The organism is Streptomyces sp. NBC_00829, from assembly GCF_045161795.1.
In the GTDB taxonomy this organism is placed as follows: domain Bacteria; phylum Actinomycetota; class Actinomycetes; order Streptomycetales; family Streptomycetaceae; genus Streptomyces.
In genome coordinates, this window is the sequence record NZ_CP108867.1 from 168194 (window position 1) to 189476 (window position 21283).

20 protein-coding genes and 3 pseudogenes are annotated in these 21283 nt (G+C 69.2%); 9 read left to right on the forward strand and 14 right to left on the reverse strand.

The window, feature by feature from the left end; all coding sequences use genetic code 11:
• Positions 1-1164: 1164 nt before the first annotated feature.
• The 4 genes from OG293_RS00660 to OG293_RS00675 all read left to right on the forward strand — a co-directional run bounded on the left by OG293_RS00660 (position 1165) and on the right by OG293_RS00675 (position 3248).
• A complete protein-coding gene (locus tag OG293_RS00660) occupies positions 1165-1689 on the forward strand; it encodes an amino acid ABC transporter permease (RefSeq protein ID WP_406003464.1) in 525 nt (174 codons plus the stop codon).
• Position 1690: 1 nt separating this feature from the next.
• Positions 1691-2434: an amino acid ABC transporter ATP-binding protein gene (locus tag OG293_RS00665; protein ID WP_405996761.1), complete on the forward strand. Its 744-nt coding sequence runs from the start codon at positions 1691-1693 to the stop codon at positions 2432-2434.
• Positions 2431-2817 carry a type 1 glutamine amidotransferase gene (locus OG293_RS00670; RefSeq protein WP_405996762.1) on the forward strand — a complete coding sequence of 129 codons (387 nt, stop codon included), beginning with the start codon at positions 2431-2433 and terminating at the stop codon, positions 2815-2817. Before OG293_RS00665 ends, OG293_RS00670 begins: the two co-directional genes overlap by 4 nt.
• Positions 2818-2888: 71 nt before the next feature.
• The gene (locus tag OG293_RS00675; RefSeq protein WP_405996763.1) at positions 2889-3248 is read left to right on the forward strand and encodes a hypothetical protein; all 360 of its coding nucleotides are present in this window, start codon (positions 2889-2891) and stop codon (positions 3246-3248) included.
• A gap of 1211 nt (positions 3249-4459) precedes the next feature.
• Here the strand turns inward: OG293_RS00675 and OG293_RS00680 are convergent.
• The gene (locus OG293_RS00680) at positions 4460-5095 is read right to left on the reverse strand and encodes a hypothetical protein (RefSeq protein ID WP_405996764.1); all 636 of its coding nucleotides are present in this window, start codon (positions 5093-5095) and stop codon (positions 4460-4462) included.
• Between the two features lie 454 nt (positions 5096-5549).
• Between OG293_RS00680 and OG293_RS00685 the strand changes: the two are divergent.
• Positions 5550-5747 (forward strand): annotated as a pseudogene (locus OG293_RS00685) (transposase); the annotation flags it as partial.
• Positions 5748-5910: 163 nt separating this feature from the next.
• On the opposite strand, the gene OG293_RS00690 reads toward OG293_RS00685, so the two are convergent.
• Positions 5911-7026 (reverse strand): serine hydrolase domain-containing protein, encoded by a 1116-nt coding sequence (locus OG293_RS00690; RefSeq protein WP_405996765.1) that lies wholly within the window; start codon positions 7024-7026, stop codon positions 5911-5913.
• A 348-nt stretch (positions 7027-7374) separates the two neighbouring features.
• On the opposite strand from OG293_RS00690, the gene OG293_RS00695 reads away from it, so the two are divergent.
• Together OG293_RS00695 and OG293_RS00700 are read left to right on the forward strand one after the other, a co-directional pair.
• Complete coding sequence (locus OG293_RS00695) at positions 7375-8256, forward strand: GyrI-like domain-containing protein (protein WP_405996766.1); 882 nt, start codon at positions 7375-7377, stop codon at positions 8254-8256.
• Positions 8257-8305: 49 nt separating this feature from the next.
• A complete protein-coding gene (locus OG293_RS00700) occupies positions 8306-9298 on the forward strand; it encodes a hypothetical protein (protein WP_405996767.1) in 993 nt (330 codons plus the stop codon).
• On the opposite strand, the pseudogene OG293_RS00705 reads toward OG293_RS00700, so the two are convergent.
• Together OG293_RS00705 and OG293_RS00710 are read right to left on the reverse strand one after the other, a co-directional pair.
• Positions 9297-10478: pseudogene (locus OG293_RS00705) on the reverse strand (PHP domain-containing protein); the annotation flags it as partial. The gene OG293_RS00700 and the pseudogene OG293_RS00705 overlap by 2 nt on opposite strands.
• A gap of 424 nt (positions 10479-10902) precedes the next feature.
• Positions 10903-11163 (reverse strand): hypothetical protein, encoded by a 261-nt coding sequence (locus OG293_RS00710; RefSeq protein WP_405996768.1) that lies wholly within the window; start codon positions 11161-11163, stop codon positions 10903-10905.
• A 95-nt stretch (positions 11164-11258) separates the two neighbouring features.
• On the opposite strand from OG293_RS00710, the gene OG293_RS00715 reads away from it, so the two are divergent.
• Positions 11259-11426: a hypothetical protein gene (locus OG293_RS00715; protein ID WP_405996769.1), complete on the forward strand. Its 168-nt coding sequence runs from the start codon at positions 11259-11261 to the stop codon at positions 11424-11426.
• A 66-nt stretch (positions 11427-11492) separates the two neighbouring features.
• On the opposite strand, the gene OG293_RS00720 is transcribed toward OG293_RS00715, so the two are convergent.
• Positions 11493-12389, reverse strand: coding sequence for a phosphotransferase (locus tag OG293_RS00720; RefSeq protein WP_405996770.1), 897 nt, complete (start codon positions 12387-12389; stop codon positions 11493-11495).
• 114 nt (positions 12390-12503) lie between these two features.
• Here OG293_RS00720 and OG293_RS00725 point away from each other — a divergent pair, with 114 nt between their 5' ends.
• Positions 12504-12803: a hypothetical protein gene (locus tag OG293_RS00725; protein ID WP_405996771.1), complete on the forward strand. Its 300-nt coding sequence runs from the start codon at positions 12504-12506 to the stop codon at positions 12801-12803.
• Between the two features lie 140 nt (positions 12804-12943).
• Here the strand turns inward: OG293_RS00725 and OG293_RS00730 are convergent, their stop codons facing one another.
• From OG293_RS00730 to OG293_RS00770, 9 genes and pseudogenes are all read right to left on the reverse strand, one after another.
• A complete protein-coding gene (locus OG293_RS00730; protein ID WP_405996772.1) occupies positions 12944-13573 on the reverse strand; it encodes a class I SAM-dependent methyltransferase in 630 nt (209 codons plus the stop codon).
• A gap of 109 nt (positions 13574-13682) precedes the next feature.
• On the reverse strand, positions 13683-13949 hold the full coding sequence (locus OG293_RS00735; protein WP_405996773.1) for a hypothetical protein: 267 nt from the start codon (positions 13947-13949) through the stop codon (positions 13683-13685).
• A 3-nt stretch (positions 13950-13952) separates the two neighbouring features.
• Positions 13953-14318: a hypothetical protein gene (locus OG293_RS00740; RefSeq protein WP_405996774.1), complete on the reverse strand. Its 366-nt coding sequence runs from the start codon at positions 14316-14318 to the stop codon at positions 13953-13955.
• Positions 14319-14483: 165 nt separating this feature from the next.
• Positions 14484-15473 (reverse strand): aldo/keto reductase, encoded by a 990-nt coding sequence (locus tag OG293_RS00745; protein ID WP_406003465.1) that lies wholly within the window; start codon positions 15471-15473, stop codon positions 14484-14486.
• A 2-nt stretch (positions 15474-15475) separates the two neighbouring features.
• A complete protein-coding gene (locus OG293_RS00750) occupies positions 15476-16237 on the reverse strand; it encodes an SDR family NAD(P)-dependent oxidoreductase (protein ID WP_405996775.1) in 762 nt (253 codons plus the stop codon).
• Entirely contained in the window at positions 16234-17586 is a 1353-nt protein-coding gene (locus OG293_RS00755) for an L-fuconate dehydratase (protein ID WP_405996776.1), read from the reverse strand. The genes OG293_RS00750 and OG293_RS00755 overlap by 4 nt, the downstream gene beginning before the upstream one ends.
• A gap of 11 nt (positions 17587-17597) precedes the next feature.
• Positions 17598-18449: pseudogene (locus OG293_RS00760) on the reverse strand (fumarylacetoacetate hydrolase family protein).
• Positions 18450-18537: 88 nt separating this feature from the next.
• The gene (locus OG293_RS00765; RefSeq protein ID WP_405996777.1) at positions 18538-19455 is read right to left on the reverse strand and encodes an ROK family protein; all 918 of its coding nucleotides are present in this window, start codon (positions 19453-19455) and stop codon (positions 18538-18540) included.
• On the reverse strand, positions 19452-21164 hold the full coding sequence (locus OG293_RS00770) for a class I mannose-6-phosphate isomerase (RefSeq protein ID WP_405996778.1): 1713 nt from the start codon (positions 21162-21164) through the stop codon (positions 19452-19454). The genes OG293_RS00765 and OG293_RS00770 overlap by 4 nt, the downstream gene beginning before the upstream one ends.
• Positions 21165-21283: the final 119 nt, after the last annotated feature.

Consider the following 21283-nt stretch of genomic DNA (forward strand, 5'->3'; position numbering starts at 1 on the left):
CTGGCGTGCGATTATTGCCCGGTTGGGGACACGCGGTCCCCTACTAGAGAGACAGTGCATTGCGCTTACCTTGGTTGCCTGCGCTCACGCTTATTCTGTGCGCAGGCGCACTTGGCACCGGTGCTGCTGTCGCAGCGGCTCCCGCTCCGCCGCCCATACCGTCAGGGGATGCGCCTCCTCCCCCAGGCGCCGCGCCCCACCCTTCCTCCGCCTCGCCCCTGCCGGCAGCCGATCCCACGACGGCTCCGCCCTCTCCCTCGCTGAGTGAGGAGGAGAGCTACTGGACGGCGGAGCGGATGGCTGACGCGGTTACGGTCGATGCCGAGAGGGGTGAAGGGCCGGCCGCCGGGCCTGCGAAGGTCCCCGCGTCCGGACTCGCGGCCTCACGTGCGAACGTTAAGCAGGGTGAGTATTTCGGCGGACTGCCGATGGTGGGAACGTTCTTCTTCGACGGCACGGAACTGGGTGGGGCGGAGACGTACTACACGGGCAGCGTCGTCCACAGCAGCACCCGTGATCTCGTACTGACCGCCGGGCACTGCGCGATAGGCCTGAAGGCCGCCAAACACCGGATCTTCGTGCCGCAGTACCGTCACGGCAGCCCGGCTGCCAATCAGCCCAGCGGTGTCTTCCCGGTCAACGACGTCTTCCTGGGCCCGCGGTACAAGAAGGCGGAAAAGGACACCCCGAAGGGAGACACGAAGCTCCCCGTCTCCGACCTCGATCTGGCGTTCGCGCGCATCGTCCCCAACGCCAAGGGGAAGGTCGAAGACGTCACCGGGGCGCTAACCTTCACGTCGACGACCAGCTACACCCACGATGTCACTGTCGTCGGATACCCCTCCAGTCAGGAACACAACAAAGACCACAAGGCTCTGCGCTGCGACGTCCGCACCCAGCGCCTGCCCGGCTTCCGCCAGATGCGAATGGAGTGCGGTGGCTTCTTTGGCGGAGTGTCCGGCGGGCCGTGGATCGCGGACTACAACGCGGCGACCCGTACGGGGAAGCTGATCGGGAACACCGGCGGCTATAACGGGGGCGGCAACACCGCCGTTTCCTGCACTTCCCCCTTCATCGCCGTCGTCGCTCAGCTCCTGATCCTCCTCTGGGGACTGGCGCTCGCCCTCGGGCGGATGGCACCGGGCCGCACCGGCCGCCCGCCCGCTGCGGCTGCTGGCCACCACCTATATCGACGGCTTCCGCGCCGTACCGGCGATCATCGTCATCTATCTGATCGGCTTCGGACTGCCGCTCGCCGAGGTACCGTTCGTGAGCTCCCTCAGCCCCGTCTGGTTCGCGATCCTCGCGCTCACGCTGACCAACGGCGCCTATGTCGCCGAGGTGTTCCGGGCCGGCATCGAGTCCATCGAGCCTGGCCAGAGCGCGGCCGCCCGCTCGCTCGGCCTCTCCCGCAGCGCCACGCTGCGTCACGTGGTGCTACCGCAGGCCACCCGCCGTGTCATCCCGCCGCTGCTCAACGACTTCATCAGCCCGCAGAAGGACACCGCGCTGGTGAACGTCATCGGCACGATCGACGCCTTCAACCAGTCGAAGATCTTCGCGTCCAACCACTTCAATCTCTCATCGGTGACCGTGGTCGCGGCGCTCTTCGTCCTCATCACGATCCCGCAGGCCCGGCTGGTGGACCGCCTGGTGGCGCGGGAGCAGCCCAACGGAAAGAGATCCTGACATGGCGTTCATCGAGATCGACAGCGCGCACAAGAGTTACGGCGCGACCCCCGTGCTCCGCGGCATCGACCTGAACGTCGAACAACATCAGGTGGTAACCCTGATCGGTGCCTCCGGCAGCGGCAAGTCGACACTGCTGCGGTGCATCAACGGCCTTGAGCACATCGACGCGGGCGAGATCCGCGTCGGAGGCGAGGTGACCTCCGGCCGCGGCACCGTTGTGGACCGGCTGCGCCGCGATGTCGGCATCGTCTTCCAGCAATTCAATCTCTTCCCCCACATGAGTGTCGTACGGAACGTGGCCCTGGCCCCGATGCGGGTGGCCGGGATACCGCGATCCGAGGCCGAGGAGCAGGCCCGGGTCCTGCTGGAGCGGGTGGGACTCGCCGACAAGGCCGACCGCATGCCCGACCAGCTCTCCGGCGGACAGCAGCAGCGCGTGGCCATCGTGCGAGCCCTCGCCACCCGGCCGCGCGCGCTGCTCCTCGACGAGATCACCTCCGCCCTCGATCCCGAACTCGTCGCCGAGGTACTGGCCATCGTCCGCGAACTGGCCGAAGGCGGCATGACCATGCTTCTTGCCACCCACGAGATGGGCTTCGCCCGGGAGGTCTCACACAAAGTGTGCTTCCTCCATCAAGGCGTCCTGTTGGAGGAAGGCCCGCCGGAGCAGATCTTCGGCGACCCGCAGCAGGAGCGCACACGCTCCTTCCTGCGCCGCATCGTCGAGGCGGGGCGGCTGTGAGCGGCGCGAGCACCGGCGGCGCGCGGGTGCTCATCGTCGAGCACGAGGACGGTACTGGCCCTGCCCAGGTGGGCGAACGCCTCACGCAGCTGGGGCTGGTGGTCGAGGTGTGCCGCCCGTGGGCGGGCGGTCTACTGCCCCCGTCCCTGGACCCCTACGACGGTCTACTGGTTCTCGGCGGATCCATGGGACCGTACGACGAGGAGCGCGCTCCCTGGCTGCCGACGGTGCGGGAACTGCTGCGCTCGGCTGTGGCACAGGACCTTCCCACCCTGGGCATCTGCCTGGGCATGGAGCTGTCCCCGGTGGCCTGCGGGCCCCCGGTGGCCTGCGGCGGCGAGGTCCGCCATGCGGCACGACCGGAGGTGGGCTGTGCGAACTGACCGTCCTTCACAGCGCGGTCGCCGACGAACTGTTCGCGACCCACGCGGGTCAGGGAGTGCCACTGCGCGCGGTGCAGTGGCACTGGGAGGAGACCGGGCTGCTGCCCGAGGGCGCGCTGCTGAGCAGCGAGCGCTGCGCCCACCAGGCGTACCGAATCGGGTCGGCCGTCTGGGGCGTGCAGTTCCAACCCGAGGTACTGGCCGACGACATAGGGGCCTGGGGCACGTCGGACGCCGGCCCCCTGCACGCCCTGGGCCTGTCCCCGGCCAACGTCGTCGCCGAGGTGGCACGGGAGGAGCCACGGCTGCGCGCGCTCTGGGGAGCCTTCGCCGAGCGCTGGGGCGGCATCGTCCAGCGGGTGGCCGACGCCTCCAGGCGCACCGCCGGCGGAGACCCGTATACCGCCTCCATGGATGCAACTCGCGGGTGATCCGCGCCCGGACAGCAGCGGGACCTCATCGCCCACCTCAATGCCTGGGCGGTTTCGGCCCGTTCCAAGGGCGATGGCCCGGTGGCGCTGGCCATCGACTGAGGGCTGGAGCGGCTCGCCCCGCTCAGGCCCTGGCCGCCTTCGCACGGGAAAGCGGGTTGGAGATATCGGTCTGCCACCTACCGCCCGGAACCGCCGGTCTTCGGCCCAGAAGAGGGCAACCTCGAACGCGCCTGCCCCCACACCTGGGGAACCGACGAAATGCGGCTCGCGAAGTGCGGAATGCGCGGGCCAGACTCAGCGAGCCGAGCGACCGCCGCGGGTCCGTCGACGATTGCGATCCCGCGGGTTCCCAGTTTGGGAACGCCGGACCTGCTCCGGGATCTTGGTTTGCTCCTGGAAGGTGAACTCGGTTGCCAGCGCAAGGGCCAGCCGGGCCTCTTCGGTGGTGGTGGAGGGCTGACTGCGCTCACGGGCGTGTCGGTGGACGGCCCGAACGAAGCTCTCCACCCACCCGGTGAACCGTGCGCGCTTGTCCGGGGTGTTGCGGTCGTCGATGTGCCGGCACACGATCACCGTCGACTACAACGGCCACCCGTACGTGACTCGGTCCCAGCCCACACCCGAGGACCTCGCGCGGCGCGAGTAGTCGGCCCCAGCCCGCCCCTTCTGCTGGGCGTCGTGGATTCGGCCACGATGCAGCTGGGAGCGCCCGGCCCGGTCCGGGGCGCACTTCTCGCCTGGCTTGACGCGGCATTGGGGACAGCTGCGACTGCGGGCTCGCTCGCGGACAGCTGGCGGCACTGCTCGACTCACGCAGACAGTTTTCACCCCATCGGCCCGTTCCCATGGCTCCGCGACGCTGGCCGGTTGACCAGGCCCGCTACAGGAACCTCACCCTGTGGCGGCAAGCCGTCCTCGAGAGCAAGCTCACCCCCACCATCCTGTCCCAACGCGGCGGCCCCTTCTGGGTTTGACGCCACCGCCACCTCCCAAGCACCTACGACTCGGCGAGCCCGGCATCATGTCCACCGGCAACGGAAACTGGGCGATCGCCGCCGGCTGACCGTGCTGGGGGAGCCCAGGAACACACCAACAGGCCCGCCATGGCCGCACACGGGCACGGGCCACTGCCCAGACGGCCGAACCTCCAGCGGGCAACCACAATCAGGAACCGGCACGCTCAGGAAGACCCGCTTAACACCAATCACCTAGAAGCTGATCACTAGGTGCACCCAGGCGTTGCCGACGCCCTTGCACTGGTTGCCGGTGCCGTCATCGTGGCCCCAGTACCCGTTGTCCGAGTAATTGTTGTCCTGGTAGCCCAACATCAGGCTGCCGCCGGATCCGCCGATCACGACAGTCTGGCCGACAACCGCCACCAGTCGTTGCGTGCCGGCCGTGCCGCCCGGAATGTTGATCAGTCCGTGGTAGAGGTCACCGTCAGAGGCAGGATCGACATATCGCTTCCACGTACTGCCGTGGCCACCGGTCTGCACGCAACCGCCTGCGTCGATCGACACCCGGTCGCCGGGCTGGAACTGGATCGCCGGATAGTAGGTCGTCGGCTGCGTCACCACGGGCTCGTGCACCCAGCAGTCAAGCGGCGATCCGCGGCCTGTGCAGTACGCGTCGGCCACATGAGGGGTGACCACGGTGTGGGCCGCTGCCTCGAGCCTGACGGCCGCCGCGTCGCCGCCGCGCTGACTGGGCGTTCCACTCGCATGCGCCGGGGTGATCGCCGTCAGCGCGGCGAGCGAACCCACCAGTACGCCGGTCAACGAACATTTCACAGCAGTGCCGATAGCCATGTTTTCGCCGTCCCTGTCGTTGGAAGTGCCGCACATCGGATGCTCCGTAAGGCCGACGGCCACTGTGGCAACCGGTCGTCTCGCAGTCCTCCCGTTCGGTCGCCAGCAACCTAGGAAGTCAGCAGAAAGTGGTCAAGGAGATACCTTCCATAAGCTCATTCACGCACAGTGAGCGGAGGGAGTCATTCTAGAGATAGTCATTGAAATCGATAACAGAATGCGTCCTGAAATGGCCAGTTTTTATACCCTGTAGGGAGATATTTCCTGGAGTTCGATGCAGGAATGGGAGGGTCGAATTCCCTTATTATTCCTCTCTGTTCAGTTAGGTGATCTTCGGTATGGCTGAGACATGGTGAGAGAAAGCTGGTCGGTGATACTTGACAGCGTCTTTGGACGGAGAGGGGGCGGCGGGACCGGCCTCACATCGGTTCCACCCCCTCCGCCTTGATCCGTCGACTGGCGGCGTCCTGCTCGGATGCCCACGTGGCACGCCGACGTCCGGGGCGTACTCCACCTCCGCCCTCACCTACACAGTCCGGCCCGTGCACCCAAACCCTCAACTCCCGACCCAGGGCGCCCACTTGGCTCGAAGAACCGGCGACCGGCCACCCGTTACGACGTGGGCAAAACGACCAGACGCCCTGAAAGTATCGCTGAACGTAATCAACTCAAAGCTCACAAACCATAAAAAACAAGCTTAGGGGCCGGCCATTCATGGACCAGAGGGTGCCGATGGGGCGGCGCCGGCGGCCGTCCAGGAGCACGACTTGCAGTGGTTCCCCTCACCTGCGGAACTGAGAGCGGGAGGGGGCAGTCCATGCTTGCATGGACTGCCCCCTCCCGTCGGGTTGTCACTGCAGTCCGCTGTAGGCGGCCATGATGATCTCCAAGCCGCGGTTGTCCTCCTGCTGGTCTCGGTCCATCATCTGGTTCATGACGTAGGCCACCGTCATGCGAGAGTCGGGGTCGCTCGCGACCAGCGAGCCGCCCCAGCCGCCCCAGCCGAAGGTGCTGCCGAACTTGCCGAAGCCCACGGTCCAGGAAATCGGCGACTGCAGGACGCGGTCCTCGCCGCGGAACACCTCCTGCCACGCGGGCTCACAGCCCTGGGGGGACAACAGTCGCACCCCGCCAGCCGAACCCTGGTTTGCCAGTACCGACTGGACGAGGGCGACAGACCGAGCGTTGCCGAAGCCGTTCACCGCAGGGATCTGCGCACGGCGCCACGCCACGGAGTTGGCATCCCTGACCCGGACCGCGGCACCGGTGTACTCCCGGCGTGTGCCGTCCGGTCCGGGCGGTACGCTGGAGGCGTACTCCTCGGTCAGTGACGGCGGCGGGATGAGCGGTGCGACGCGGCGGTCGTGCTCGGCGCAGAGCCCGATGTGGAAGTCCGCGCCCAGCGGCTTGGCCACTTCCTCGGCGAAGAACTCGCCGAGGCTGCGGCCGGTGATGCGGCGGACGATCTCACCGACCAGGAACCCGAAGGTGAGCGCGTGATAGCCGGCGGCCGTTCCGGGTTCCCATTCGGGGGCCTGCGCGGCCAGCCCTGCCGTCACGCTCTGCCAGTCGTAGAGGTCCTCGACCGCCTTCAGCCCGGACAGGTCCGGCAGCCCCGCGGTATGGGACAGCACGTGCCGTACCAGCACGTTCTCCTTGCCGGCCACGGCGAACTCGGGCCAGTAGGCGGCGACCGGGGCGGACAGATCGAGCTGGCCTCGGTCGGCCAGGATGAGCGCGCACAGGGCGGTCATGTTCTTGGTCGTCGAGTTCACGCCGGTGAGGGTGTCGCGCTCCCAGCTGACAGAGCGGTCCGCATCGGCGTACCCACCCCAGATGTCGACCACCGGCTCGCCGTCGAGGTAGACAGCGACCGAGGCGCCCACGTCGTCCTTGCCGAACAAAGCTGCAAGGGCCGCACGGACTGCGGCGAACCGCGGCTCGCATAGTCCCTTAATATCAGTCATGGGCGTAAGCCTCAGGTAACGCCGGGGCTTCCTGCCCAACAATTCCCGCACTGGTTTTGTCGGGCGGGGCAGGATCAAATCTTCTCTGACTCCAGCAAGGCGGCCTGACGGCCGCGCGGTCGGCCCGTCGGTCGACCGGCCGTAAGGGAACACCCTGGGACCACTCGTCGGGCATGTGCGTCACGACAGCCCGGCCGGCGCCCGAGACCGCAGCGCCGATGACAGCCGGGGCGCCGCGCGCGGCAAACGACTCCGGCTTGGGCTCGGGTGCCGGCCGCTGCGGCTCCTGCGGCTGCGGCTGGGTGGGCGTTCCTACAGGGGAGACACAAGAAGGAAGGACGGATACGCGTGCTGGAGCGGCTGAATCAGGCGCTGAACCACCTGGAGGCGTGCCTCGACCGGGAGGTTGACATGGCCGAGGTGGCCCGGATCGCCGCGGTGTCGGAGTACCACTTCCGGCGGCTGTTCTCCGCCCTCGCCGGGATGCCGCTCCCGGTCTACGTGCGGCGCCGGCGGATGACGCTCGCCGCGGCCGAGGTGCTGGCCGGGGAGCTGACGCTGCTCGATGTCGCGGTGCGGTACGGATACGGCTCGGGCGAGGCGTTCGCCCGGGCATTCCGGTCGGTGCACGGTATCGGGCCGGGCGAGGCCCGGCGCACGGGTGCGGTGCTCACGGCACAGCCGCGCATGTCCTTCCGTGTCGTCGTTGAAGGGAGTACGACCATGCGGTACCGGATCGTGGAGAAGGAATCGTTTCGGGTCGTCGGCAGGAAGGCCCGGGTCCCGCTCGTGCACGAGGGGGTCAACGCGGCGGCCGCGGCGCACGTGGAAAGCCTGGACGAGCAGGCGATCGTACGGATGAAGGAGCTGGCCGGCCGGGAGCCGGAGGGGATCCTGTCGGCGGCGTTGTACCTGACCGATAACCGGGAGGAGGGCGCCGAGGCGGACTACTGGATCGGCGTGGCGACCAGCCCCGAGACGGCCGCCGAGGAGCTCGACGCCCTCGACGTGCCGGCCGGGACCTGGGCGGTCTTCGACAACCACGGGCCCTATCCGAGCGCCCTCCAGGAGCTGTGGCGGGACGTGTTCACGCAGTGGTTCCCCTCGAACCCGTACGCGAGCCGGCCAGGTCCGGAGCTCCTGCGGACGCAGCCGGTGGAAATCAGCGCGGAGACCGACTCCCAGCTGTGGATCCCGGTCGAGCGGAGCAGCGGGAGCGCAGGCGCGTGAACACCAGTCCTGGACGTCGCCCTCCCCGGATTGGCGGGCGCGGGCCGCGGTGGAGTCGCCTTCCCATCTGCGGACGCACCCGGTGCCGCTGCGGGTGACCTTGCTGGCCGCGCTGCTGCATGAGCGGGAGCGGGAGATCACCGACACGCTGGTGGCGCTGCTGATCTCCACGGTGCACCGGATCGGGGCGCGGGCGGAGAAGAAGGTCACCGAGCAGCTCATCAACGCGTTCAAGAAGGTGTCGGGCAAGGAGAACATCCTCTTCGAGCTCGCCGAGGCGTCACTGGGCACCCCCGAGGGGACGGTCCGCCAGGTCGTGTTCCCGGCGGTGTCCGGGGGCGAGGCGACGCTGCGGGAGCTGGTGCACGAGTTCAAGACCCGGGGGCCGGTCTACCGGCGCACGGTGCAGACCACGTTGAAGGCGTCGTACACCAACCACTACCGGCGCGGGCTGATCAAACTGCTGGACGTGCTGGAGTTCCGCTCCTCCAACCAAGCCCATCGGCCCGCGATCGAGGCCCTGGCGCTGGTGGCCCGGTACGCGAATGCGGGGAACACGACGTACTACCCGCTGGGCGAGACGGTGCCGGTCCACAAGGCGATGGGCGGGGACTGGGCGGAGGTCGTGCACCGTGCCGACAAGCGGGGCCGGCGCCGGGTGGTGGGCATGGTCTACGAGGTCGTGACCTTCCAGGCCCTGCGCGATCAGCTCAAGTGCAAGGAGATCTGGGTGGTCGGCGCCGACAAGTGGCGCAACCCGGATGAGGACCTTCCGCTGGACTTCGAGGCCCGACGGGCGGAGAACTACCGGGAGCTGCGCAAGCCGCTGGATCCGGCGGTGTTCGTCGATGAGCTGCGTGAGCAGATGACCACCGAGCTGACCCTGCTCAACGACCGGATGCCGAAGCTGTCCTGGCTGGACATCGCCGAGCGGAAGTCCGGGGCGATCCGGCTCACGGCGGCCGAGGCCCAGCCCGAGCCGCGCAACCTGCGACGGATCAAGGGCGAGGTACAGCGCCGGTGGGGCGTCGTGCCGCTTTGACCATGCTGCCCGCGCCGGAGCCGCGCGCGGCAACGCGGATACCCATCTCCCGCACATCGGCCACGACTTGGGCAACGGTCAGGAAATAGGTGTCGTACTTCAGCTGGGCGATGACGGCGAGCTCCTGCTCCAGACGATGGAGTGCGGCCGTGTCACGGTCGAGGCCGCGGCGGACCATGCCGGCCTCGCACCGCTCACGCAGCAGCCGGGATGCCTCCCCCTGCCCGCCGCCGGCACCGACCATCTCCGGTTCGGGGAAGTGCGGGGTGCCCAGGCCCAGGCCGGCGACCGGATCGAGCACACACTGGCCCGCTGTTGCTTCCGTGTCGGCAAGCAGACGACCGGCCCGCTCCTCCCTCGTGCCCGCGACTTCGGCGATCCGCACGGCGGCCGCGGCCATGGCTGCGGGATCCTTGAGCCAGCGCTCCCCCGAATCGAGACGGCGCCGGTCGATGGGGCGCAGCAGCCGGGCCGCGTCCAGGACGTCGGCGAGCCGGTGCTGGCCGGGGTCGGCGTAGCGGGCGGCATTGGTCAGGACCGCGGGAATGCCGGCCTGGTCGGCCAGGCCGAGGGTGCGGGCGGCCAGCCGCAGCGAGCCGGGCCCGGTGCCGGACTGTCCGTGCCACACCGCTGCCAGCCGCAGCCGGTCACCGAAAATCTCCCGCCACGGGGCGAGCAGCCACTCGCCAATATCCGGACGGCCCGCGGACAGGGCGCGCACCGGCTCGGAGACCGGCCCGAGCAGCGCGATCAGTCCCTCGCCCGCGTGCTCGTTCAGCGCCTCCCAGGACAGAACGGGCGGCTGGCCGTGCGGCTGCTGGTGCGCTGCGGAGGTCAGGCGGCACAGCCGCGCCCAGCCGGCCTTGTTCTCGGCGAGCAGCACGATGCGCAGCGTCTGCTCGAGGACGTGGGCGCCACCGCGTACCGGTGTGCGGCGGCGCTGCGCTCGGACCGCAGTGAGAGGGGCGACGGCCAGGTCGATGCCGAAGACGGGGCGGATGCCATGCTCCATGGCGGTCTTGGCGAAGCGCACCGCGCCGGTGACGGTGTCCGAGCGCGGCATGAGCGCCAGGGCGCTCATGCCGCGCTCGGCTGCCCGCCGCACCAGGTCCTCGGGGTGGGAGGCCCCGTACCGGGCGGAGTAGCCGGATGCGACGTGCACGTGGGTAAAGCCCGCCATGCCGCGCCTCCGAACACCACTGCCCCGAAGCGCCGCTGGAGCTGACCGTGGAGCCGTGGGCAGATGCCTACCAGCTCCTGCCGGGGCAGACGTGCGTCGTTGTCACTCACTCGTCGGCAGAAGACGGTTCTTGGTCTGCAACGTTGCGCGGGGACGAGCCCTTCCAGGTCGACCATCGGCGTGATTCGGTCACGGTGTGGGCCAACGGCAATTGCTTCCACCTCAGTGACGTGGCGGGCGATGCGATCGACGCGGCCGACTGGCAGTGCCCTGCCCAGGGCCCGGATTCCTGAAGCGGCTCCGAGCGGCGACCACTCACCGGTGGACTTGAAAAGGAGCTGGGCCTCGACCTGGTGACCACGCTGACGACCAGCGGCCCCGCCTGGGGCGGGGCCGGTGAGTGCTTCGGTGGTGCGAGAGGTGGTCAACCTTGCGGCCCGGGTTCTCCTGTATCGGGTTGAGGCGGTGGTGCCTTGTCGGTGAAGACGGGCATGCCGAGGTCGACCAGTTGAGGGCGTCCGTCGGCGGGGGTGTTCTTGAGGCTGTTGAGCTTGGCCATCGCGGCGTCGAAGCTGACCTGAAGTCCCTCAACCTCGCCGAGCCAGCCGTTGGCGCGGGCCTCGCGGATGCGCTCGCGGAGGTTCTGGATGATCTCGATGAGGCGGGGTTTCTGGCGGGGGTCCATCTGGAGGACCGGGCAGCGGATAAGCTTGTGTCAGATGCTCGCTCCTCCGACCTGACCCGGCCCAACGGGCACGGCTTGCCGAGATCCGCGACAACTTGATCGCCCGAATCGCCGAAGCCGAGACGGAAGGCTGGCTCGGCGAGGTCGAGGGTCTCCAGGTCAGCCTGGCTGGCGCCGAGGAGAAGCTCAGCCAGCTCGATCTGGGCTACGGGCAGCATACGGCCGTGGACCTTGGTATCCCCACCATGCGTGGTGATCGATGAACCCACGAAGGTGGACTGCCGCATGGCCCTCAACCAAGATCGAGAACAGGTTTGGAGAAGCGTGTATCAAACGCCCTTCAGAACGCGATCAAGTGCCGCCCGGCCTGCAGGTCCCCAGTGCGGCTTGCCGCCGGGAAGGCCCCGATCTCCGTTCTGCCCCATGAGCATCAGGAACAGGCCCTTCATAGCAGCCAGCCCGCGGGCGCGCCAGATCGCCGCCTCGTCCGCATGCGCGTACATGTCGAAGAACCGTGAGGCCATGCCCGCGGGCAGCAGCACCCATGCGGCGGCGAGGTCCCAGGCCGGGTCGCCGGCGAACATGGCACCGAAGTCGACGATGCCCGAGAGCGTTCCGTCCGAGACGACAACGTTCGCGGGATGAAGGTCACCGTGCACCCATACCGGCGGGCCCTCCCACTCGGGGGCCGCAACGGCATCGTCCCAGACGGCCCGGACCTCGTCGGCAATGCCGCCGGGGACAACGGCTTCAAAGAAGTAGTCGAAGCCGTCCGTGCACTTCTTGGGGTGAGCGCCGAAGTCCGAGCTGATCGGCGCCTCGGCGGGCGCCTCCACGTGGAGGGCCCGGAGGAAGCCCGCGAGCGTGTCGGCCGCGTGGTCGCCGCGGCTGATCGAGCCGTGGTCCAGCGGCTCGCCGGAAACCCACGTCATCACGGTCCAGTGCTTGGGGAAGCGCTCGGACGGTTCACCGAACCGCACCGGAGTCGGCACCGGGAGCGGCAGGAGCGGGGCCAGCACAGGTAGCCACCGCCGCTCCTTGAGCTGGAGCTCAGGGGTGGGGTCCATGCGCTGCATGCGCACGGCCAACTCGTCCCCGAGACGCCACATTTGGTTGCCCCAACCGCCCGCCACCTCGCGGATGGCCAGCCCTGCAAGGTCTGGATGTTGCTCCTCCAGCAGGTCGCGGACCAGGTCTGCGGTGATCTCGATCTCGGCGTCGGTCATGCGAAGCCACAGTACTGAGGCGGCAGGCGGAGCGGCTCTCGCTCTCCGGAAACATCTCGCTGTGATTCCTCTGGCATCACCGATTCGGTTTCAGAGAGCTGCAGATCAGAGACTTTGGGACGGACCGGCCCCCAAGTTCAGAGAAGCTGTGTCCGTTGTCCCGTCCTGATCGTTCACGCCTCCGAACGCCCGCGGCTCGTCGAGATCCGCGGCAACCTCCTCGCACGCATCCTGGAAGCCGAACGCGAGGGGTGGCTCGGCGAGATCGAAGGCCTGCAGAGCAGCCTGACCCACGCCGAGGAGAAGCTCGCCCAACTCGACGCGCAGATCTCCCGGCAGCAGGAGTCTGCCGACCTGGGAATTCCCACCTTCCGGGAGATCGTTGCTCGCACCGCAGGGCCGGAGCCTTTGTGACGTGGACCGTTGTCACCTCCGGCGATGGCAGAGGACGCCAGCACCGATCGAAGCACCCACTCCCGATCGGCCAGAATGTGGCGCTCCAGACGATCTTCATCCACGCGGATGATCTACACGACCCCGACCCAGGCCACGCTCTATGGGCGGCGGGCCAGCAAGTGGGTGTCGAGGAAGCCCCGCTCGGAGGCAGGGTCGTGGAGCAACCGAGCCACCATGACGAGTCCGGCCCCGGCCAGCAACTCGGCAAACTGCTCCGCTGGCCAGCTATAGGCGGGCGCCACCTTGTGATCGAAGCGGACCGGCTCCGACCCCTCGGTCCCGAAGAACGACACCAGGAGCAGGCCCCCTGGTGCCAGGACACGCACCTGCTCGGTGAGCAGCGCGGGCAATTCCCCCGGCGGGGTATGGATCATCGAGTAGTGGGCCAGCACTCCGCCGAGCGCGCCGTCCTCGACCGGCAGGGCCTCCATTCGCGCTTCGTCGAACCGCAGCGTCGGCTGGGCCTGCCGGGCGTGGGCGACCATGGCCGGGGAGAGGTCGAGCCCGAAGGCGTCCAACCCCAAGTCGTGCAGCATGGCTGTCAGATGGCCGGGTCCGCACCCGACGTCAGCTACCCGCAGGTTCCCCGTGCCACGCACGAGCTCGGCGAAGGTGCCGATCATGTTCCGCGCGAACGGCTGCGTCTCCAACTGATTAGCGAACTTCGATGCATAGAGCTCGACGACCCCGTCGTAGGCCGCCCTGGTCTCGTCCTGGTGCTTTAACACGGGCAGGAAGCTAACACCTGCGCCGTTCGCAGCCGTTCTCCGGCCCCATGAAGGCCCTTCCCCTCGGGACTGATCGTCCCGCCACCTGATCACGGAACGCCCCGGTAGTTCAGAGGTGGCAGCCCTGGCACATGGCGACGAGGTTGGCCTCGCTCACGTCCTCGGGCTGGTGGTTGAGGTGGGCGGTGGTCAGGACGACTTTCGTGCCGGTGCCGTACGCGGCCTGGCCGTGCCGGTTGGGGCAGCGGCTCTGATGGGTGCCGCGGCCGCACTGCCCCGTGCAGGCGCAGCGCCATTGCGCGGCTTGTTTCGCTGCCAGGGAGATGGCGGGCCAGTCGGCGGGGTATCGGTCCTTGTTCTCCGGCCGGATCGGCATCGGTCATTCCTTCTTCGCGGCAACGGCGACCAGGCGGCCGATCCGGGCGGCGGTGTGGCCGGCGTATCCGGTCGGCCACTTCCTGCTGACGAGCTCGCTGTGGTGCTCGGTGGTCATCTCCCAGGCAGCGAGCGGGAGATCGACCGCATGGGGCGGCGGGATGATCCGCGTGTTGTGGCCGATGCGGACCAGGTCGACGGCCAGGCGCACGCGGTAGTCGGCCGCGCTGTCGGCCTTGAGCTGCTCGTCCAGGGCGGCGGCCCACCGCATCAGCGGCCGGGTCTCACTGGCCTGCGGCCCGTACGGCCGGGGGTGTTGGGGGCCCCAGGCCGGGTCGGTGTCCTCGGGGCAGGCGGCGGCGATGATCACCTCTACTCCCCCGCCGGGCACCAGCCGGGTGGTGTAGAGCAGCGCGTACGCGCCGAAGCCGGCGCCGCCGCCGGTACGGGACAGGGTGACCCGTACCGTACCGGCGAGCGGCTGGCCGCCTTTCCAGGGTGTCGTTGAAGCAGGTGGTGAACAGCGCGATGCGCATCAGGGCGTCTCTTCGGGGGTCGGGGCGCCCGGTGGGATCAGCGCGCGGCTCTTGAGCTCCTCCCACAGCGCGGCCGGCACGGGGTGGCCGAGCATGGCGGCGGCGTCGCATGCCTGGTCGGCGTCGCGGGCGCCGACCAGGACGCTCGCCACGGCGGGGTGCCCGAGCGGGAAGCGCAGGGCTGCGGCGCGCAGCGGTACGCCGTGCCGCTCGCAGACTGTCTTCAGCGCAAGTGCTCGTGCGAGCAGGTCGTCGGGTGCGGTCGTGTAGTCGTAGGTCGCGCCGGGGCGCGGGTCGGCGAGCAGACCGGAGTTGAAGACACCGCCGATGACCACGCCGACGCCACGCTCGGCGGCCAGGGGCAGCAGTTCGGCGAGTCCACGCTGGTCGAGCAGGCTGTAGCGGCCAGCCAGCAGCACGACGTCGAGGTCCGTCTCGCGGATGAACCGGGCGAGCAGGCCGGCCTGATTCATACCGGCCCCGATCGCGCCGAGCACGCCTTCGGCACGCAGCCCTTCCAGCGCCGGGTAGGCCTCGGTGAGTGCCTGTTCGGCGTGGTCGTCCGGGTCGTGCAAGTAGGCGATGTCGATCCGCTCCACATCGAGCCGGTTCAGGCTCTCCTCGATGGAGCGGCGCACGCCCTGGGCGCTGAAGTCCCAGCGGCGGCGGTGCGTAGCGGGCACGGCAAAGCCGTTGGCGAGGTCGTCGCCGACGGTAGGCGTCGGCTCCAGCAGGCGGCCGACCTTGGTGGACAGGACGTACTGGTCCCTGGGCAGGTTGCTCAGCGCCTCCCCCAGGCGGCGTTCGGACAGGCCGAGGCCGTAGTGCGGGGCGGTGTCGAAGTAGCGGATCCCGGCCTGCCAGGCGGCGGCGACGGTCCGCCCTGCCTGGGCGTCGGTGACCGGGGTGAACAGATTGCCGATGCCGGCGGCGCCGAAGGCGAGTTCACTGACCCGGACGGCACTGTGCCCGAGCGGGTTGAGGCGCAGGGTCACGGACTCGGCTCCGATCGCAGCCGCAGGCCGGCCATGCCTCCGTCGACCGCGAGGGCAGTGCCGGTGACGGATCCGGCCGCAGGCGAGGACAGGTAGGCGATGGCGGCGGCCACCTCGTCGGCGGTGACCAGGCGACCGGTCGGCTGACGGCCGTTCAGCGCGATGCGCTCGGCCGCCGGGTCGGCGGAGGCGTCGAGCAGCTGGCCGACCCACGGGGTGTCGACGGTGCCCGGGTTGACGCAGTTGACCCGGATCCCTTCGCGGACGTAGTCGGCGGCCATCGCCAGGGTCAGCGAGAGGACGGCGCCCTTGCTGGCCGAATACAGGGCGCGCTGCGGCAGTCCTGCCGTGGCCGCGATCGAGCAGGTGTTGACCACGCAGGCGGCCCCCGAACGGCGCAGATACGGCAGCGCGGCTCGAGTGGTGCGGACGACGCCGAGCACGTTGACGTCCAGAACACGGTGCCACTGCACGTCGGGATTGTCCTCGACCGTGCCCGCCGCGCCGATCCCCGCGTTGTTGACCAGGATGTCGATCCCGCCGAGTGTCTCGGCCGCCTCTTGGACGGCCGCGCACACCGAGTGGTCGTCGACAAGGTCGGTGGTGAAGCCACGCAGCGGGGCAGGGACATTGCTGGGGTCGAGGTCCAGGACTGCGACGTTCGCTCCGCGCTCGCTGAGCAGTCGGGCGGTGGCCAGGCCGATGCCGGAGGCGCCGCCGGTGACCAGGGCGGTGAGCCCGTCGAGGTCGGTTGTCATGAGGGGGCCTCCGCGTTCGTTGCAGACTTGGCGGCGACCGCATCGGCCACCCAGAACGCGCCGTCCGGATAGGTGTAGGTGTCGATGGTGGCCTGGTGCATGGTGGCGGAGAACCCAGGCGTGGTGGGTGCCCGGTAGTGGCCGCTGTCGATGACCACGGGGTCGTGGAAGTGCTGGTGGAGGTGGTCGACGTACTCGATGGCGCGGTCCTGGGAGGTTCCGGACAGGGCGACGTAGTCGAACATCGAGAGGTGCTGGACGAGTTCGCACAGGCCGACGCCGCCGGCGTGCGGGCAGACCGGGACGCCGAACTTGGCGGCGAGCAGCAGGATGGCGAGGTTCTCATTGACGCCGGCCACGCGGGCCGAGTCCAGCTGCAGGACGTCGATGGCGTCGGCCTGGAGCAGTTGCTTGAAGATGATCCGGTTCTGCACGTGCTCGCCGGTGGCGACCTTGACGGGGTGGACGCCGCGGCGGATGGCAGCGTGGCCGAGGACGTCGTCGGGGCTGGTGGGCTCCTCGATCCAGTACGGGTCGAACTCGGCCAGCGCCTTGGTCCATTCGATCGCCTCTGCCACGTTCCATCGCTGGTTGGCGTCGATTGCGATCCGGATGTCCGGGCCGACGGCCTCGCGGGCGGTGCGGCAGCGGCGGATGTCGTCTTCGAGGTCGGCGCCGACCTTCAGCTTGATCTGGGTGAAGCCGTCGGCCACGGCCTGCTGGGCGAGGCGGGTGAGCTTCTCGTCGCTGTAGCCCAGCCAGCCAGGCGAGGTGGTGTAGGCGGGGTAGCCGCGCTCGGCCAGGTGCCGGGCGCGGGTATCGGCCCCGTCCTTGCCCCGCCTGAGCAGGTCGAGGGCCTCGGCAGGAGTGAGTGCGTCGGTGAGGTAGCGGAAGTCGACCTGGGAGACCAGCCATTCGGGGTCGGCGTCGGCGAGCAGCTGCCACAGCGCCTTTCCCTCGCGCTTGGCGGCGAGGTCCCAGACGGCGTTGACGACGGCACCGATCGCCATGTGCATCACGCCCTTCTCGGGGCCGAGCCAGCGCAGCTGGCTGTCGCCGATCAGGTCGCGGTACAGGAAACCCGGGTCGGCGCACAACTCGGCTACGGAACGTCCGATGATGTACGGGCGCAGTGTGTTGATGGCGGCGACCTGGACGTCGTTGCCGCGTCCGATGGTGAAGGTGAAGCCGTGGCCCTCCTGGCCGCCCGCCGAGGTGCGCAGGATGAGGTAGGCCGCGGAGTAGTCGGGGTCGGGGTTCATCGCGTCGGACCCGTCCAGCTCCCGCGAGGTGGGGAAGCGGATGTCATAGGTGTCGACGGCGCTGATCCGCGCTCTGGTTGCAGACAACTCGGTGCCTTTCACGCGTTGGAGAAGGTCTGGTGCTGGGTGCCGAGCCGGTAGATGGACAGCTCGACCGTGTCGCCGGCGCGCAGGTACGGGGTGCCTGGCAGGCCGAGGGCCGCGCCGGCCGGGGTGCCGGTGTTGATCACGTTGCCGGGCTCCAGTACCAGGTACTGGCTCAGGTACCAGACGACGTGGCCGACTCGAAGATCATGTTCTTGGTGGTGCCGTCCTGGCGCTGAACACCGTTGACGGCCAGTCGCAGGCCAAGTGCCTGTGGGTCGCCGACCTCATCGGGGGTGACCAGCCAGGGGCCGAGCGGGTTGAACGTTTTGCAGGACTTGCCCAGGTCCCATTGGCCGGAGTACTCCAGCTGGAGCTCCCGCTCGGACACGTCGTTGCTGATCGCGTAACCCGCGACATGGGCCAGGGCCTGCTGGGGCGAGTCCAGGTAGCGGGCTCGGCGTCCGATGACGACCGCGAGCTCCACCTCCCAGTCGGTCTTCACCGAGTTGCGGGGGATCAGCACCTCGTCGTACGGACCGGCCACGGTGGAGGGAGCCTTCATGAATACCACCGGGCGGGACGGGATGGCCGCTCCGGTCTCCTCGGCGTGTGTCGCGGTAGTTCAACCTGATGCATACCACCTTTTCTGGACGGGCCACCGGCGCGCCGACACGCAGCCCGTGCGGGGAGAGTTGCGGCAGTGACCCGGTCGCCAGTGCCTGCTGCACGCGCTGCAAGCCGTCGTCGGCCAGGAATCGGCCGTCGATGTCGGAGGTGAGCGCGGACAGGTCGAGCAGCCGGTCGTCGTCCGTGAGGAGCGCTGGGCGCTCGTGTCCGTGGGGTCCGAGACGAGGCAGTTTCATGGTGTGGGTCCTTCCGGGCTGCGGAGGGTGAATGACGGCAGACAAGCCTGTGCCTGGCGGCCGGCGCGCCGACGACCACGTGTTGGGGTCAGGCGGCTGCCCCGGCCGCCCGGTTCGCCAGCGCGGCACCTATGAGGGCTGCGTCGTGGAGGCGTCTGGCTGGGGTGACCTCAAGGTGCCCGAGAAGGCCGGGGGCGGCGATGTCGATCCCCCGGCTCAGCGGTTTGACGATCAGGTCCCAAGACGCAGCCATCGATCCACCGACGACCAGGACGGACGCTTCGAAGGCGGCCAGCCAGGGGGCGAGCGTCGAACCGAGGGCGGCGAAGGCATCAGCGAGCACCGATCTCGCGGTGCCGTCCCGGAGACGGGCACGCGCCGCTATCTCGTGCACGTCCACGCAGCGGCCGTCCCGGTCGTTCACCACCTGCGCGTACCGGTCGCGGATCGCACGCCGGGACACCGTCTCCTCGAGTGGGAGTCCCTCGTAGCTGAGCAGATGGGCACGACCGTGCGGCGGGACGGCGGCTCCGTCGCCGACGACCCGCCCGTCGTCCAGAAAAGAGGAGCCGACACCGGTGCCGAGGGTGATCCCGACGGCTCGCCGACGGCCTTCGGCAGCGCCGGCCCACCATTCACCGAGCGCGAAGGCGTCCGCGTCGTTGAGGAAGCGGAACGACCGCGCCTGAGGCACGAGGGCAGACAGCGCCGCGCGCAGGTCCACACCGCGCAGGCTCTCGAACTTCCCGACGCCCTCGAACTGCCCGATCCCCCGCGGGTAGTCGAAGGGCCCGGGCAGTGCGATGGTCCAGTCCGACGCGGCTGCCCGGGGCAGGCGGGACGCACATCGTCCGATGGAGACGACGATCTGTTCGGCGGTGCCGTTGCTGTCCAGGCCCTCCCGCACCATGCAGTCGGGCAGGACGGCGCGGGTCACGGTGTCCACCAGTGCCCCGGTGACGTGAGTGCCGCCGATGTCCATCACCGGCACGATGCGGCCGGTCATCGGATCAGGGCCTTCACGTAGCGCACGCGGCCCGAGCCGATGGCGTACACCGTGTAACCGCAGACGGCGGCCGGGATCGTCAGCGTCTCAGCGTACGCCAGGGTGTGGCGGTGGCCGGCCTCGGTCACCACCAGGATGCCGTCGCCGTCGACGACGTTGAGGACGTGGAAACCGCCGGTCGCGTCGTCGACGGCCCGAGCCCCGGGGCCGAGTTCGAACCGGCGCACCTCGAAGAACATCTCCGGCAGGGCGCCGATCGTGTCCTCCTGCCAGTCGGGGCCGGAGCGGAGCGTGCACGGCTGCTGCACGAGGTCGCGAGCGACCTGCTCGCCGCGGCGTTCGGTGTTGAGGTTGCCAAAGGCATGCGCGACATGGACGGGGCGCTGCCTGCCCTCGGAGTCTTTGCGGAGCCAGTCGTAGAACCGCAGGCTGTACAGGTACGGGGTGGCACTGATCTCCAGGACGACATTGCCCCCGCCGCTGCCGTGCGGTGTGCCGCCGGGGATGAGGAAGAGCTGATGCTCCGCGGCGGGGAAGGTCTGCACGTACTGCTCGATGTCGAAGCCGACCCCCGCATGGACGGCATGGTCGGCGTCGTGCCGGAACTGCTCCAGGTCGGCGTCCTCGCGCAGCCCCAGGAATATCTGGCGCTCGGGCCCGCCGACCATCATGTAGTACGTCTCGTGCTGGGTGTAGGGCCAGCCGAAGACCTTCTCCATGTACTCGGGCTGCGGGTGGCAGTGCACCGAGAGGTTGCCGCCGCCGTAGGTGTCGAGATAGTCGAATCGGATCGGGAAGGAGGTGCCGAACGTCGCGTGCACGGGCTCGCCGAGCACCGCCCGCGGGTGCAGCGCGACCAGCAGTTGGAAGGGAACCTCCACGCGCGGGCCGTCGGGCTCGCCGACGAGGATGCCGCTCTCCGGCGCGATCAGTTCGTACCCGAGGGCGGTGTTCCGGGCCTGCGCATTGAAGCCCAGTTGCTCCTGCGCCCAGTGGCCGCCCCAGGAGGTGGTGTTGAAGGTGGGCCTGGTGCGGAACGGTCGGGCGGCGAGCTCCGCGAGGGTGGCCTGCAGCGCCGGGCCGTCGAGCCAGGTCGGCGCGGCGGTGTCCTGCGTGTCCAGCCAGAGCGCGATGCCGGGGGCTACGGCGTCGCGGTGCCGGTCCAGCACCGGCCAGTCGATGTAGAAGAGCCGTCGTGTCGTTCCCGGGCCGGTGCCGGAGGGCTGGCCGAGGTTGCGCCCGGTCCCGGCCGTGATGTCGGCTTCGGCGTACCGCTTGGGGAGGTCCGCGTACCACAGAACGTTGTGAGCGACCAGGGCTGCGCCGGGCCCGTACACGAACACGACTGAGTCCGGGACGGCCTCGGGCGCGGGCAGGGTGTCGAAGAAGTCCGCCAGTGACGCCTCCGAGAGTGTCGCGAAGTCCGGGTCGTCGGCGAGTTCCTGGGAGGCGGTGCGCGCCAGGATGTCCTCCCACGCCGCAAAGTGGCCGCACAGGTCGAGCTGCTCGACCGCGTACCCCCGCGCTGTCAGGGCGTCGCTGATCCCCGTCGCCACCGCGTCCCAGTCGACGGCCGCGGGACCGTCCACCGCCAGGACGGTCCCGCGGATGATCGTCCTCACAGCCGTGTCGTAGCCGTGGCGGGCTCCGGCGCCCGAACCGGGGTAGCACGGATTGGGTTCATAGACGGTGGAGTGCGAGCCATGCATGGCGGGCCTTTCTCAGGGTGTGCTCGGCAGGTGCGCGAGAGGGATGAGTGCCGCCGTGCGGAGCAGGGATGAAGCTGAGTGATCGTCGAATCAGTGACCCGGCATCGCCGGGCGCCCGT